Source organism: Variovorax paradoxus EPS, assembly GCF_000184745.1.
Classification (GTDB): Bacteria; Pseudomonadota; Gammaproteobacteria; order Burkholderiales; family Burkholderiaceae_C; genus Variovorax; species Variovorax paradoxus_C.
Genome location: NC_014931.1, coordinates 5752567 through 5765681 on the forward strand (window position 1 = coordinate 5752567; position 13115 = coordinate 5765681).

Annotated in this window: 16 protein-coding genes; 6 read left to right on the forward strand and 10 right to left on the reverse strand. The window is 66.3% G+C overall.

Annotated elements, in window-relative coordinates; genetic code table 11:
- Positions 1-3 precede the first annotated feature (3 nt).
- Together VARPA_RS26395 and ruvA are read right to left on the reverse strand one after the other, a co-directional pair.
- Positions 4-891, reverse strand: a complete 888-nt coding sequence (locus VARPA_RS26395) for a hypothetical protein (RefSeq protein WP_041943064.1) — start codon at positions 889-891, stop codon at positions 4-6.
- On the reverse strand, positions 888-1460 hold the full coding sequence (gene ruvA / locus VARPA_RS26400; protein WP_013543652.1) for a Holliday junction branch migration protein RuvA: 573 nt from the start codon (positions 1458-1460) through the stop codon (positions 888-890). The genes VARPA_RS26395 and ruvA overlap by 4 nt, the downstream gene beginning before the upstream one ends.
- 20 nt (positions 1461-1480) lie before the next feature.
- Between ruvA and VARPA_RS26405 the strand changes: the two genes are divergently transcribed.
- Positions 1481-2431 carry a PhoH family protein gene (locus VARPA_RS26405; protein ID WP_013543653.1) on the forward strand — a complete coding sequence of 317 codons (951 nt, stop codon included), beginning with the start codon at positions 1481-1483 and terminating at the stop codon, positions 2429-2431.
- Position 2432: 1 nt separating this feature from the next.
- Complete coding sequence (gene ybeY / locus VARPA_RS26410) at positions 2433-2891, forward strand: rRNA maturation RNase YbeY (RefSeq protein WP_013543654.1); 459 nt, start codon at positions 2433-2435, stop codon at positions 2889-2891.
- 6 nt (positions 2892-2897) lie between these two features.
- Here ybeY and dtd read toward each other — a convergent pair whose 3' ends face one another.
- Together dtd and VARPA_RS26420 are read right to left on the reverse strand one after the other, a co-directional pair.
- Entirely contained in the window at positions 2898-3341 is a 444-nt protein-coding gene (gene dtd, locus VARPA_RS26415) for a D-aminoacyl-tRNA deacylase (protein ID WP_013543655.1), read from the reverse strand.
- Entirely contained in the window at positions 3338-4258 is a 921-nt protein-coding gene (locus VARPA_RS26420; RefSeq protein ID WP_013543656.1) for a cation diffusion facilitator family transporter, read from the reverse strand. Before VARPA_RS26420 ends, dtd begins: the two co-directional genes overlap by 4 nt.
- A gap of 150 nt (positions 4259-4408) precedes the next feature.
- Between VARPA_RS26420 and VARPA_RS26425 the strand changes: the two genes are divergently transcribed.
- Both VARPA_RS26425 and VARPA_RS26430 read left to right on the forward strand, forming a co-directional pair.
- Positions 4409-4894, forward strand: a complete 486-nt coding sequence (locus VARPA_RS26425) for a FecR family protein (RefSeq protein ID WP_013543657.1) — start codon at positions 4409-4411, stop codon at positions 4892-4894.
- Positions 4891-5514 carry an OmpA family protein gene (locus VARPA_RS26430; RefSeq protein ID WP_013543658.1) on the forward strand — a complete coding sequence of 208 codons (624 nt, stop codon included), beginning with the start codon at positions 4891-4893 and terminating at the stop codon, positions 5512-5514. Before VARPA_RS26425 ends, VARPA_RS26430 begins: the two co-directional genes overlap by 4 nt.
- Before the next feature lie 37 nt (positions 5515-5551).
- On the opposite strand, the gene tyrS is transcribed toward VARPA_RS26430, so the two are convergent.
- The gene (tyrS, locus tag VARPA_RS26435; protein ID WP_013543659.1) at positions 5552-6760 is read right to left on the reverse strand and encodes a tyrosine--tRNA ligase; all 1209 of its coding nucleotides are present in this window, start codon (positions 6758-6760) and stop codon (positions 5552-5554) included.
- A 183-nt stretch (positions 6761-6943) separates the two neighbouring features.
- Here tyrS and VARPA_RS26440 point away from each other — a divergent pair, with 183 nt between their 5' ends.
- On the forward strand, positions 6944-8293 hold the full coding sequence (locus tag VARPA_RS26440) for a M23 family metallopeptidase (RefSeq protein ID WP_013543660.1): 1350 nt from the start codon (positions 6944-6946) through the stop codon (positions 8291-8293).
- 39 nt (positions 8294-8332) lie between these two features.
- A complete protein-coding gene (locus VARPA_RS26445) occupies positions 8333-9457 on the forward strand; it encodes an anhydro-N-acetylmuramic acid kinase (protein ID WP_013543661.1) in 1125 nt (374 codons plus the stop codon).
- Between the two features lie 3 nt (positions 9458-9460).
- Here the strand turns inward: VARPA_RS26445 and mdtD are convergent, their stop codons facing one another.
- The 5 genes from mdtD to VARPA_RS26470 all read right to left on the reverse strand — a co-directional run bounded on the left by mdtD (position 9461) and on the right by VARPA_RS26470 (position 13102).
- Positions 9461-10894, reverse strand: a complete 1434-nt coding sequence (mdtD, locus tag VARPA_RS26450) for a multidrug transporter subunit MdtD (protein WP_013543662.1) — start codon at positions 10892-10894, stop codon at positions 9461-9463.
- Positions 10895-10996: 102 nt separating this feature from the next.
- On the reverse strand, positions 10997-11362 hold the full coding sequence (erpA, locus tag VARPA_RS26455) for an iron-sulfur cluster insertion protein ErpA (protein ID WP_013543663.1): 366 nt from the start codon (positions 11360-11362) through the stop codon (positions 10997-10999).
- Between the two features lie 185 nt (positions 11363-11547).
- Entirely contained in the window at positions 11548-11940 is a 393-nt protein-coding gene (gene rpsI, locus VARPA_RS26460) for a 30S ribosomal protein S9 (RefSeq protein ID WP_007827948.1), read from the reverse strand.
- A 12-nt stretch (positions 11941-11952) separates the two neighbouring features.
- Positions 11953-12384, reverse strand: a complete 432-nt coding sequence (rplM, locus tag VARPA_RS26465) for a 50S ribosomal protein L13 (protein WP_013543664.1) — start codon at positions 12382-12384, stop codon at positions 11953-11955.
- A gap of 220 nt (positions 12385-12604) precedes the next feature.
- Positions 12605-13102 (reverse strand): hypothetical protein, encoded by a 498-nt coding sequence (locus tag VARPA_RS26470; RefSeq protein WP_144299051.1) that lies wholly within the window; start codon positions 13100-13102, stop codon positions 12605-12607.
- Positions 13103-13115 lie beyond the last annotated feature (13 nt).

Here is a 13115-nt window from a genome sequence, read left to right on the forward strand (position 1 = left end):
GTCCTAGTCTTCGTCCATCACCCGCGAGCGGCCCAGCCAGAAGCCCAGGATCAAGCCCACCGTGCCGAAGCCGATGGCGCCCCAGAGGCTCAGGAAATTGAAGACGTTGTAGCGGCCCGGCTGGTGCGCCAGTTCTCTCGCCAACTCCGGCTCGACCAGCCCGCCCAGACCTCGCGCGGCCGCGAAATCGAAGCCCGCATCGCCCAGGTAGTTCAGCGTCAGCAGCATCGGCAGCACGGTCAGGAATGGGAACCACGCACCGCGTACCTTGCGCCAGTTCATGAAGTAGGCGGCCGCCAGCAGCACGGCGCCCGCCCCGATCAATCCGAGCACGACGGGCCGCCGGGCCAGCGGCAGCAACCAGGGCCAGACCCATTGCAGCGGATAGAGCGGCCACTCCGCCTGCGGCGCGAGGCCGCCCGGCCGCGCGAAGGCCTGCCACCCCAGCGCGAGCGTGGCGCGGCCCACCAGCGCAGACGCGCAGGCCACGGCCGCAACGCCAAGGCAGCCGATGCGCAGCAGGGACGAACGAGGCTCGGGGAAGACATGCGGCGGCATGACGCTCTGCGTGTAGCTGCCACGGCTCCAGCGCTTGGTGACCACGATGACCTGCGGTTGCGGCGGCGTCAGTTCGCCGCGGACCAGCCAGTCGATCGCAAGGATCGCCAGTGCGAACGCCATCGCGGCGGTGAGCCATGCGCAGGCGCCCGGCATGTCGATGAGGCCGGCTGGCGTCATCATCGGCAGGTTGCCGTAGACGACGCCCGCGCATCCGTAGGCCAGGAGAATCGGCACGCAGCCGATCAGGGCCGCGCGCATGAGCAGCGAATCGCTGTGAACCGACTCGTGGCGCAGCGCTTCGACGCGCGACCACGCTGCCCGCAGGCTCACTTGGCCAGGGCTTTCAGCGCCAGCTTGATGCCTTCGCTCACCGTCGCGTCCTTGGGCAGCGCCTTGAGCGCGAGTGCGGCTTCCTTGTCGCTGTAGCCCAGCGCGATCAGCGCCTGCAGGATGTCGGCCTGCGCGTCGGAGGCCGCATGCGTCGGCAGTCCGATATCGGCGCCCAGCTTGCCCTTGAGCTCCAGCAGCAGCCGCTCGGCGGTCTTCTTGCCGATGCCGGGGATCTTCACGAGACGGCCGAGCTCCTGCGTGGTGATCGCCTGCGACAGCTCGCCCACGCTCATGCCCGAGAGCAGCCCGAGCGCGGTACGCGGACCCACGCCGGTGATCTTGATGAGCTGGCGAAAAGCCGCACGCTCCTCGGCGGTGCCGAAACCGTAGAGAATCTGCGCGTCCTCGCGCACCACGAAGTGCGTGAGCAGCGAAACGCGCTCTCCGGTGCCGGGCAGGTTGTAGAACGTGCTCATCGGCACATCGACCTCGTAGCCGACGCCGTTGCAATCGACCACCACCTGCGGTGGGTTGCGCTCGGCCAGTACGCCGGTGAGTTTGCCTATCATGGGTGCCCTTTTTCCTTGAAATGTCCGGCGTGATTCTGCGACACACCTTTACCCCACCGAACAACTCGCGCCTCGGACACCTGTGCGGACCGCTCGACGCGCACCTGCGCCGCATCGAGGAAGCGCTGGGCGTGAAGATCGCGCACCGCCACGAGCAGTTCAAGGTCGACGGCCCCAAGGCCTCGGCGCAGCGCGCGATGGACGTGCTGCAGGCGCTGTACGAAATTGCCCAGCGCCCGATCGATCCGGCCGTGGTGCAGCTCACGCTGGCGGGCGACGGCTCGATGAGCGACGAGGACGCGGCCATGCTCGTCACCCGCCGCGCCGACCTGCGCGCGCGCACGCCGACGCAGGCGCTGTACCTGGACAACATCGCCAAGCACGACATCACCTTCGGCATCGGCCCGGCCGGCACCGGCAAGACGTATCTGGCGGTGGCCTGCGCGGTCGATGCGCTGGAGCGCGCGGCGGTGCAGCGCATCGTGCTCACGCGGCCGGCCGTGGAAGCGGGCGAGCGGCTCGGCTTTTTGCCGGGCGACCTGACGCAGAAGGTCGACCCGTACCTGCGTCCGCTGTACGACGCGCTCTACGACCTCATGGGCTACGAGAAGGTGCAGAAGGCCTTCGAGCGCAACGCGCTCGAGATTGCGCCATTGGCCTTCATGCGCGGGCGCACGCTGAACAACGCGTTCGTGATCCTGGACGAAGCACAGAACACCACGGTCGAGCAGATGAAGATGTTCCTCACGCGCATCGGCTTCGGCGCGAAGGCGGTGGTGACCGGCGACGTGAGCCAGATCGACCTGCCCAAGCAGCAACTGAGCGGCTTGATCGACGCCGAGCGCGTGCTCCGGCGCGTGAGCGGCATCGCGATCACGCACTTCACGAGTGCCGACGTGGTGCGGCATCCGCTGGTGGCGAAGATCGTCGACGCCTACGACGGCCAGCGCAAGCGCAGCGGCGCGAATTGAGATGGCGCTGCCGGCACTTTCTCTTTCGCTGCAGTTCGGTCGTTTCAAGGGCGTCGAGCGGCACCGCATCGCGCTGCCGCGCCACCGCGTTGCGCGCTGCATCCGCCACGCGCTGGACATCGACGGCGAAATCACGGTGCGCATCGTCGATGCCGATGAAGGCCAGCGCCTGAACCGCGAGTTCCGCGGCAAGGACTACGCGACCAACGTGCTGACCTTCGACTATGCGCAGAGCCCGGTCGCCATGGCCGACCTGGTGCTGTGCGCGCCGGTGGTCGCGCGCGAAGCGAAGGAGCAGCGCAAGACGCTGGCCGCGCACTACGCGCACCTGCTGGTGCACGGCACGCTGCACGCGCAGGGCTGGGACCACGAGACCAGCGAAGCCGACGCCGACGAGATGGAGGCGTACGAAATCCAGATCCTCGCGGAGCTGGGCATCCGCGATCCGTACGGCAAGTAGCTGCTGCTACGCCGACATCTGCAGCGGGATCGTGACCGGCCCGTCGTTGACGAGGTGCACCTGCATGTCGGCGCCGAACTCGCCGGTGGCCACCACCGGATGCGCCGCGCGCGCCTGCGCCACGAAGTACTCGTAGAGCCGCCGGCCCTCGTCGGGTGGCGCCGCGAGCGTGAAGCTGGGGCGGTTGCCGCCGCTCACGTCGGCCGCCAGCGTGAACTGGCTCACCACCAGCAGCCCGCCGCCGATGTCCTGCACGCTGCGGTTCATCTTGCCTGCGTCGTCCGAGAAGATGCGCAGCTTGAGGATCTTGGCGAGCATGCGGTCGGCGAGCGCATCGACGTCGCCGCGTTCCGCGCACAAGAGGATCAAGAGGCCGGCATCGATGGCGCCGACGGTCTGGCCGGCAATGTCGACGCGGGCGTTAGCGACGCGCTGAAGGATGGCTTTCATGGGTGTCCGTGTTCTTTCACGATCTGGGTGGCGCGCGCTTCCATGGTCAGCGGCAGCAACTGGATGGTGACGCGCAGGCCGGGCACGGCGTCCATCAGGGCCTGCTCGAGCTCGTCGCGGAGGCTGGCCGCGCGCTGCAGGGTCCAGTCGCCGGGCACGTGCATGTGCAGGTCGGCAAAGCGGCGCTGGCCGGCGCCGCGGGTCACCATGTCATCGAAGCGCAACCGGCCGCCATCGGGCTGGCGCGCAGCGAAGGCGTCGAGCGTGGCGCGCACGGTGGCGAGCGTTTCGGCGTCGAGCGCTTCGTCCATCAGGCCCTGCGAGGAGCGCCACACCAGCTTGACGCCCTCGCGCACGATGTTGAGCGCCACGCCGATGGCCAGCACCGGATCGAGCCACAACCAGCCGGTGAAGTGCACGGCGACGATGCCGATGACCACGGCGGCGGAGGTCCACACGTCGGTCATCAGGTGGCGGCCGTCGGCCTCCAGCGCGATGGAGCGGTGCGCGCGCGCCGCGCGGAACAGCATCACCGCAAGCGCCGCATTGAGGCCCGAGCTGAACACCGACAGCGCCAGGCCCCAACCCAGTTGCTCGAGCGGCTGGGGCGACAGCAGCCGCTGCACCGACACCCAGAGAATCGCCACCGCGGCGCCGACGATCAGGATGCCTTCGAAGCCGGAGGAGAAATACTCGGCCTTGTGGTGGCCGTAGGGGTGGTCGTCGTCGGCCGGCCGCTCGGCGATGGTCACCATTGCCAAGGCGAACATGGCGCTGGCAAGATTGACGAACGACTCCATCGCATCGGAGATCAAGCCCATCGAATTCGTCATGTAGCCCGCCAACCCCTTGAGCACGATGGTGACCAAGGCAACGGCCACAGAAACGCGGAGCAGTGTTTTGGGAGTGAGCGTCATGGGCAAGCGGAACTGAATCGACAAAAGACGACGCAAAAAACGGCAAAAGGCCGCAAGATGTCGCTGAATTATCGACGTAGTGTCTATATGTAACGCCTTCGGCTTAATATTTTGACTATTGCGAAACATTCTTCGCAGAGAGTCGGGACGATGAAAAACTTTTTGAACATTCTGGGCGGCCTCGCCCTGCTGGGCGCCACCGTGATGGCCCAGGCCCAAACAACACCGCCGCCGGCCGCCGCGGTTGCCGACCTCCAGGCGGGTTTCGTGAAATCGGTGCGCGGCAATGTGCAGCTGCTCAGTGCCGCCGGCACCACCCGCACCGCTGCCGCTGGCGATGCCCTCGGGTCCGTCGACCGCATCGTGACCGGCCCCGACTCTTCGGTCGCCGTGGTCCTGCGGGACGACACGACGCTGGTGGTCGGTCCCTCCTCGCGGCTGGACCTGAAGGAATTCCACTTCGACGCCACCACCCGCGACGGCGGGCTGCTGGTCTCGCTGCTGCGCGGCTCGATGCGCATGATCACGGGCCTCATCGGCAAGACCAACCCCGACGCGGTTCGGGTCGAGACGCAGACCGCGACCATCGGCATTCGCGGCACCGATTTCATCGTTCAAACCGACGGAAAGCCATGATGCCGACGAGCATGTCGCCCCGCCCGCTCCTTCTTCTCTCCACCGCACTGATCACCGCATTGCTCGCCGCCTGCTCGACGCCGGGCACGCGCGTGGTGCTGCTGCCGCAGGCCGACGGCAAGCCCTCCGCGGTCGTGGTGCGCGCCAAGGACGGGGAAGAAGTCCTTTCCAAGCCCTACCAGCGTGCAACGGCCGCGGTGGGCGCCAGCGGCGCGCCGGTGGTCGACCAAGCCGATGCGGCCAAGGTCCAGGCGGAAAACAAGCCGCTTTTCGACATGCGCCCGCCTCCGCCGCAGCGCTACACCGTGTTCTTCGAGGTCGGCGGCACCACGCTGACGCCGGCTTCGCAGCAGATCATGACCGAGGCACTCGCCGCGGCGCTGGCACGCAGCGGCGGCGACATCGTGGTGACCGGCCACACCGACACCAAGGGCAACGGCGAATCGAACGACCAGTTGTCGCGCCGCCGGGCGCAGGAAGTGGTTCAGCTGTTTGTCGAGCAGCGGTTTCCGGCCAACCGCGTCGAGGCCGTGGGCCGCGGCGAGCGCGACCTGGCCGTGCCGACCGCCGACGAGGTGGACGAGCCGCGCAACCGGCGGGTCACGATCGAAGTCCGGTAATCAAGAGAAAGGCCCCGAGGGGCCTTTTTTTTGGGGGTCAGCTCAGGGTCACGCGGGCGAACTTGCGTTTACCGACCTGCACCACATAACTGCCCGCAGGCAGCTTCAGCCCCTTGTCGCTGATCACGACCGAGTCGACGCGCACGCCGCCGCCATCGATCAGCCGGTTGCCATCCCCGGCCGAAGACGCCAGGTTGGCCTGCTTGAGCAATTGGCCGATGCCCAGTGGCGCGCCACTTAGCGACACCTCGGGAATCTCATCCGGCACGCCGCCCTTGCTGCGGTTGACGAAATCCTGCTCCGCCGTTTCGGCGGCTGCCGCGCTGTGGAAGCGCGCGGTGATTTCCTTGGCCAGCGCGACCTTGGCGTCCTTCGGATTGCGGCCGCCTGCGATTTCCGCCTTCAGCGCCTCGATCTGCTCGAGCGACTGGAAGCTCAACAGCGTGTACCAGCGCCACATCAGGTCGTCGGAAATCGACAGCACCTTGGCGAACATGGTGTTGGCGTCTTCGCTGATGCCGATGTAGTTGTGCTTGCTCTTGGACATCTTCTCGACGCCATCGAGCCCTTCGAGCAGCGGCATAGTGAGGATGCACTGCGGCTCTTGCCCGTATTCCTGCTGGAGATGACGGCCGACGAGCAGGTTGAACTTCTGGTCCGTGCCGCCCAGCTCGAGGTCGCTCTTGAGCGCCACCGAGTCGTAGCCCTGCATCAGCGGGTAGAGGAATTCGTGCACCGAGATCGACTGGCCGGCCTTGAAGCGCTTGTTGAAGTCGTCCCGCTCCATCATCCGGGCGACCGTGTACTTGGCGGCCAGCTGGATCATCCCGCGGGCGCCCAGCGGGTCGCTCCATTCGGAGTTGTAGCGAATCTCGGTCTTCTCGGGGTCCAGCACCAGGCTGGCCTGCTTGTAGTAAGTCTGGGCGTTGGCCTCGATCTGCTCCCGGGTCAGCGGCGGGCGGGTGTTGTTGCGGCCGGAGGGGTCGCCGATCGTGCTGGTGAAGTCGCCGATCAGGAAGATCACCCGGTGCCCCAAGTCCTGGAGCTGGCGCATCTTGTTGAGCACCACGGTGTGGCCGATGTGGATGTCCGGGGCGGTCGGATCGAGCCCGAGCTTGATGCGCAGGGGGGTGCCGGTGGCTTCGGAGCGCTGGAGCTTGCGCACCCACTCGTCTTGCGGCAGCAGCTCGTCAGCCCCACGGAGGGATATTTCGAGCGCGCGTCCTACACTATTTGAGAGGCTCATGGATGTAACAGATTCGGCCTTTACGGGCTTTTTTGGCTGACTTTTGGGATGCCGAAGCTATACTCAGCCCGACTTTTCAAGCGCCGAATTCTAAGCGGCGCTTTTTCCGCACCGTCTCCTGCCGCCCTGAACGCACTGGGCCTTGCAGCACGGATTTGCAGAACCTGAGCTGGAATTCATAGTTTGATCAACGGCATTCTTGCCGCCGAGGAGCTTCTCGCTTCTCGCGTGGCCTATACGTTCCGTACCTACCCCAAGCAGATCACCGCGATCATCGCCGCGGCGATGTTGAGCGCCGGCACCCTCGCGGTGGCCTCGCTGGGTCCGGATGCTTCCGACCTTCCGGTCCATCAGATTCTCGAAGCCACTGCCGCGCCGCAGTCGTTCGTGGACCAGAGCGCATCGCTCGAAGGCTTCAGCTTCACGCTGTTCCGCACCGACACCACCCGCGCCAGCGACACGGCCGAAGCCCTGCTCCGGCGCCTGGGCATTTCGGACCCCGCCGCCACCGCCTTCGTGCGCAGCAGCGGCGAAGCCCGCGGCGCGCTGTTCGCCCGCGTCGGCCGCACGGTCACGGCCGAAGCCACCCAGGAAAACCAGCTCAAGAAGCTCAGCGCCCGCTGGATTCCCGATGGCGACGGCGGCTTCAAGCGCTTCGTGATCGAGCGCACGCCGGTCGGCTTCGTCGCCCTCACCGAGCGCGACACGCTGACGCCGGGCACACGCCTCGCAAGCGGCACGATCCGCACCTCGCTCTTCGCCGCCACCGACGACGCGCGCATTCCCGACGCGGTGGCGAGCCAGCTGGCCGACATCTTTGCAGGCGACGTCGACGTGCGCGCTCTGCGCAAGGGCGACCGTTTCGCCGTGGTCTACGAAACCTTCGAAGCCGACGGCCAGGCGCTGCGCAGCGGCCGCGTGCTCTCGGCCGAGTTCGAGAACAACGGCAGGATCCACCAAGCCGTCTGGTTCCAGCCCCCGGGCGCAAACCAGAAGGGCAGCTACTACCGCCCGAACGGCGATAGCCTGCGCAAGGCCTACCTGGCGACGCCGGTCGAGTTCTCGCGCGTCTCCAGCGGCTTCGCGATGCGCATGCACCCGATCCTGAACAGCTGGCGCCAGCACAACGGCATCGACTACGCAGCGCCCACCGGCACCGCGGTGCGCACGGTCGGCGACGGCACGGTCGATTTCGCCGGTACGCAGAGCGGCTACGGCAACATCGTCATCATCACCCACCGCAACAACCAGCAGACGGCGTATGCGCACCTGAGCCGCATCGACGTCAAGGCCGGCCAGAGCGTGAGCCAGGGCCAGGCGATCGGCGCGGTGGGCTCCACCGGATGGGCGACCGGTCCGCACCTGCACTTCGAATTCCGCGTGGGTGGCGTCTATCAAGACCCCGCCACCATCGCGCAAGAAGGCGGCGCCCCGATCACCGCGGCCCTGCGCCCGGCGTTCGAACGGATCGCCGTCGGCGCCCGCACCGAACTGGCAGCCGCCTTCTCCGTCATCCAGGCCAGCGCCGACTGATCACGATCGCTGCGGTCTTCTCCAGACACCGATCCTGAGATGGCCGCCGAACTTTTCATCGGCTTGATGTCGGGCACCTCGCTCGACGGCGTAGATGGCGTGCTTGCCGACTTTTCCGACGACTGGATCGCGGTGAAGGCCTACGCGACCGCGGAGTTTCCCGTGGCCCTGCGCGCGGAGCTCCTGGCCCTCAACACCCCCGGCGACAACGAACTGCATCGCGCGGCACTGGCCGGCAACGGGCTCGCCCGGGCCTATGCCGGCGTGGTGCAGCAGCTGCTTGCGGACAGCGGCATCGACGCCGGTGCGGTCACCGCCATCGGCGCGCACGGGCAGACGGTGCGCCACCGGCCGCTCGAATTCGACGACGTCGGCTACACCCTGCAGATCAACAACCCCTCGCTGCTGGCCGAACTGACCGGCATCGATGTGGTAGGCGACTTTCGCAGCCGCGACCTCGCCGCGGGCGGTCAGGGCGCACCGCTGGTGCCGGCGTTTCACCGCGCCCTGTTCGCGCGCGCCGACGAGACCGTCGCGGTGCTGAATATCGGCGGCATTTCCAACCTGAGCCTGCTTCCGGCCACGAACGCGCCCGACGGTGCCATCGTGCTGGGCTTCGACTGCGGCCCCGGCAATGCGCTGATGGACCACTGGTGCCAGACCTACCAGGGCCAGCCCTTCGATCGAGGCGGCCAATGGGCGGCGAGTGGACAGGTGCTGCCTCAGTTGCTCGCTCAGCTGCAGGCCGATCCCTATTTCGCCAAGGCGCCGCCGAAGAGCACGGGCCGGGACCTGTTCAATCCAACCTGGCTCGCTTCGCACCTCGGCACCACGGCCATGGCGCCGGCCGATGTGCAAGCCACGCTGACCGAACTGACGGCCAGCACCTGCGCTGCAGACCTCCTCAGCTACGGAAAAGACAGCAAGCTACTGATCGTGTGTGGTGGTGGCGCACTGAACGATCACCTCCTCGGACGCCTGCGCGCGCTGCTTCCCCGTGTGCAGGTGGTGGCATCGACTGACCAGGGCTTACCGCCGCAGCAGGTCGAAGCGGCGGCGTTTGCCTGGCTCGCGCGTTGCACCGTCCGCCGCGAGGCGGGCAATCTGGCCAGCGTGACCGGAGCGCGCGGCGCGCGGGTGCTGGGCGCGATCTACCCGGCCTGAGCCTCAACCCTGGCCGGAAACCTCCGGCTGCGCAGGCTGTGCCGCCCGCACTTCCGCAGGTAAATGCCAGAAGATCAGCGCAGATGCCACCGTGATCAACCCCATGCTCGCAAAAGTGGCCTGGAAGGCATCGAGCGTGTGGGCTGCCGTCTCGGTGCCGAAGATTCCGTTGTAGCCCGCCAACACGGCGCCCGCGGCCGCCACACCCAGGCTCATCGCCAGCATCTGCACCATCGACAGCAGGCTGTTGCCGCTGCTGGCCATGCCGCCGTCCAGATCCTTGAGGGTGATGGTGTTCATTGCGGTGAACTGCAGGGAGTTGACTGCGCCAAAGGCCAGCAGCTGCAGCACATGCAACGCGATGGGCTGGCCGGGCGCCGTCAGACCGAAGCTGGCCATCGTGCAGCCCACCAGCACCGTGTTGACAACCAGCACCTTGCGGTAGCCGTGCCGGGTGATCAAGGGCGTGGCGAAGCGCTTCATGGCCATGCCTGCGAGCGCGATCGGCAACATCATCAAGCCGGCCCGTACAGGCGAATAACCCATCGACACCTGCAGCAGCAGCGGCACGAGAAAGGGCATGCAGCTGCTGCCCAGGCGCGAGAACAGGTTGCCGATCAACCCGATGCTGAGCGTCGGCACGCCGAACAACGAGGGCGCGAACAGGGGTTCGGGCGTGCGCGCGGCACGCAGCCAGTAGGCCACCACGCTCGCAAAGCCGAAGATCAGCACGACCATCACGCCGCCCTGGCGCAGGCCGAGTTCGGACACACCGTCGAGCGCGAGCGAGATCGCCACCATGCCGAAGGCCAGCATCGCGTAGCCCACGCTGTCGAAGCGCTTCTGGATGGCTCCGCGCAGGTCCGGCATGTATTTGAGCGTGGCGATGCAGCCCGCCAGGCCCACCGGCACGTTGATCAGGAAGATCCAGTGCCAGGAGGCATACTGCACCAGCCAACCGCCCAGCGTGGGGCCCAGCAAGGGGCCTATGAGCCCCGGGATCGCGACGAAACTCATCGCCTGCAGGAATTCGCCGCGCGGCACCGTGCGCAGCAGCGCCAGGCGCCCCACGGGCAGCAGCAACGCGCCACCCAGGCCCTGCACCACCCGCGCGGCGACGAGCTGGCCCAGGCCCTGCGACAGCGCGCAGAGCACGGACCCGGCGGCAAACAGCACGATGGCCGCGAAAAAGATGCGCCGGGTGCCGAAGCGATCGGCGATCCAGCCCGAGGCGGGGATCAGCATCGCCATCGTGAGCGCATAGGCCACCACCACCGACTGCATGCGCAGCGGACTCACGTTCAGGCTCGCGGCCATGGCCGGCAGCGCGGTGTTGATGATGGTGGCGTCCAGCGTCTGCATGAAGAAGCCGACGGCCACGAGCCACAGCAGGCTCTTGCGGGAGGGGTCGACGGCGACGGCGGCTTCGGACGTCATGGAAGAAGGAAAAGGAAAAAAAGGAAAGCGGAAAACGACGGGCAGCAAAAAGCCGCCCGGAGGCGGCTTTCTTGGGGGAGCCTTGTCAGCGGCATCCAGGCATCAGGCCGAGAAGCTCGATCCGCAGCCGCAGGTGCTGGTAGCGTTCGGGTTCTTGATCACGAACTGGGCGCCTTGGAGGTCTTCCTTGTAGTCGATTTCGGCGCCGACCAGGTACTGGTAGCTCATGGCATCGATCAGCAGCGACACGCCATTCTTGGTCATGGTGGTGTCGTCTTCGTTGGTGATTTCATCGAAGGTGAAACCGTACTGGAAGCCGGAGCAACCGCCGCCCTGCACGAACACGCGCAGCTTCAGCTCGGGATTGCCCTCTTCGGCGATCAGGTCGGCCACCTTGGCTGCCGCGCTGTCGGTAAAGACGATCGGCTCGGGCATCTGGGTCTGGATGTTTTCGGCTACGGCGCTCATGAGAGGTAACTCCTTGGGAGGTGGCCGGACATGCGGCCAAGGGAACGAATGCTACTGCAATGCCGCATTTCCGGCAGACGGACTGTGGCGTGCACCCCAACGCAAGTGGGGTCGGATGCCGCGTTCGCCAAGTACTGGCAACGAAAAAGCCGCCCGAAGGCGGCTTTGGTTCGCAACGAACAGGATCAGCGCTTGCTGAACTGCTTGCGACGACGGGCGGAGTGCAGACCGACCTTCTTACGTTCGACTTCACGCGCATCGCGCGTCACGAAGCCAGCTTGGCTCAGGACGGGCTTGAGCGTTGCGTCGTAATCGATCAGGGCACGGGTGATGCCGTGGCGCGTGGCGCCGGCTTGACCCGATTCGCCGCCACCGTTCACGTTGACCATCACGTCGAAAGCTTCGAGGTTGTTGGTCAGCGCCAGGGGCTGCTTGGCAATCATGATCGAGGTTTCGCGGCCGAAGAACTCTTGGATGTCCTTGCCGTTGACCGTGATCTTGCCGGTGCCTTTTTTCAGAAACACGCGGGCGACGCTGGATTTGCGACGGCCGGTGCCATTGTTCCATTCACCAATCATTCTCAAGGCTCCTTACAGTTCCAGCACTTTGGGCTGTTGGGCGGTATGCGGGTGCTCGGCACCACCGTACACCTTGAGTTTCTTGATCATCGCGTAGCCAAGCGGACCCTTGGGCAGCATGCCCTTGACGGCCTTTTCCAGGGCACGGCCCGGGAACTTGGATTGCATGTCGCGGAAGTTGGTGGCACTGATGCCGCCCGGGTAGCCCGAGTGACGGTAGTACACCTTGTCGATCGACTTGGCGCCGGTGACGCGCAGTTGCGCGGCGTTGATGATGACGATGAAGTCACCGGTATCGACGTGAGGCGTGTAAATGGCCTTGTGTTTGCCGCGCAAACGGAGAGCAACTTCGCTGGCTACTCGTCCGAGGACCTTGTCGGTCGCGTCAATCACAAACCACTCGTGCGTCACGTCAGCGGGCTTGGCGCTGAACGTTTTGGTCATGAGTTTTTCTCTTGAAAAGAGGGTTTGGCGAGCCCTTTTCCACGGTCGGCGTTCCTCTGATGGGAATCTCTTAGGTGGGTTTCACGCGCTTCCCGCCCAATGACGGACGGGTTGCGTGCCTTCGCCGCGGGGCCACAAAAACGCTGCGAAGCCCGCGATTATATGAAGAATTGGCAGATCTGGCCAATTCCGGGCCTCGGCAGAGGGCCGGCCGAGCCGCTCAGCGCACCGGCGCCGTCACCGGCCCCGTCAGCACCGCGGCCTTTGTCGCCGCGACATCGAGCTTGCGCACCAGCGTGCCCGTGTCCAGGCTTTCGTCGCGATGGCCGCTGCGGTCGTACAGGCGCTCTTCGCCGATGACCATCTGGATCCAGGTCGGGTAGGTGTAGGCAGTACCGGCGCTGTCGTCGACCGCCGCGCCGATCACCCCACCGGCCACAACGAAATTGCCCAGGAAACCGATGTTGGGGCGCGAGATCGCTTGGCCAGTAGCCACGCCTTGCCCGTCGACGGTGCACTGGATCATTAGGTCGGCCCGCGAGCGGCGCACACCGATGACCCGGCCGGACCTCATCCTCACCTTGGCCTTGTCGTTGACGGCCCTGCATCTCGCATCGGGAATGATCTCCCCGGTCTGCGACAGGACGTCGACGCGCATCGGCTGATCGAGCCCCTGGCTGACGGCGGCGCAGCCGCCCAGGACCGACAAAATTCCCATCGTGGCCGGGAGG

Coding starts and splice junctions, on each gene's coding strand:
- mdtD (WP_013543662.1), bottom strand. CDS start 10,894: ATGACGTCCGAAGCCGCCGTCGCCGTCGACCCCTCCCGCAAGAGCCTG.
- rpsI (WP_007827948.1), bottom strand. CDS start 11,940: ATGATTGGTGAATGGAACAATGGCACCGGCCGTCGCAAATCCAGCGTC.
- VARPA_RS26425 (WP_013543657.1), top strand. CDS start 4,409: ATGAAAAACTTTTTGAACATTCTGGGCGGCCTCGCCCTGCTGGGCGCC.
- tyrS (WP_013543659.1), bottom strand. CDS start 6,760: ATGAGCCTCTCAAATAGTGTAGGACGCGCGCTCGAAATATCCCTCCGT.
- erpA (WP_013543663.1), bottom strand. CDS start 11,362: ATGAGCGCCGTAGCCGAAAACATCCAGACCCAGATGCCCGAGCCGATC.
- VARPA_RS26405 (WP_013543653.1), top strand. CDS start 1,481: ATGTCCGGCGTGATTCTGCGACACACCTTTACCCCACCGAACAACTCG.
- ybeY (WP_013543654.1), top strand. CDS start 2,433: ATGGCGCTGCCGGCACTTTCTCTTTCGCTGCAGTTCGGTCGTTTCAAG.
- VARPA_RS26420 (WP_013543656.1), bottom strand. CDS start 4,258: ATGACGCTCACTCCCAAAACACTGCTCCGCGTTTCTGTGGCCGTTGCC.
- VARPA_RS26470 (WP_144299051.1), bottom strand. CDS start 13,102: ATGGGAATTTTGTCGGTCCTGGGCGGCTGCGCCGCCGTCAGCCAGGGG.
- VARPA_RS26430 (WP_013543658.1), top strand. CDS start 4,891: ATGATGCCGACGAGCATGTCGCCCCGCCCGCTCCTTCTTCTCTCCACC.
- VARPA_RS26445 (WP_013543661.1), top strand. CDS start 8,333: ATGGCCGCCGAACTTTTCATCGGCTTGATGTCGGGCACCTCGCTCGAC.
- ruvA (WP_013543652.1), bottom strand. CDS start 1,460: ATGATAGGCAAACTCACCGGCGTACTGGCCGAGCGCAACCCACCGCAG.
- dtd (WP_013543655.1), bottom strand. CDS start 3,341: ATGAAAGCCATCCTTCAGCGCGTCGCTAACGCCCGCGTCGACATTGCC.
- rplM (WP_013543664.1), bottom strand. CDS start 12,384: ATGACCAAAACGTTCAGCGCCAAGCCCGCTGACGTGACGCACGAGTGG.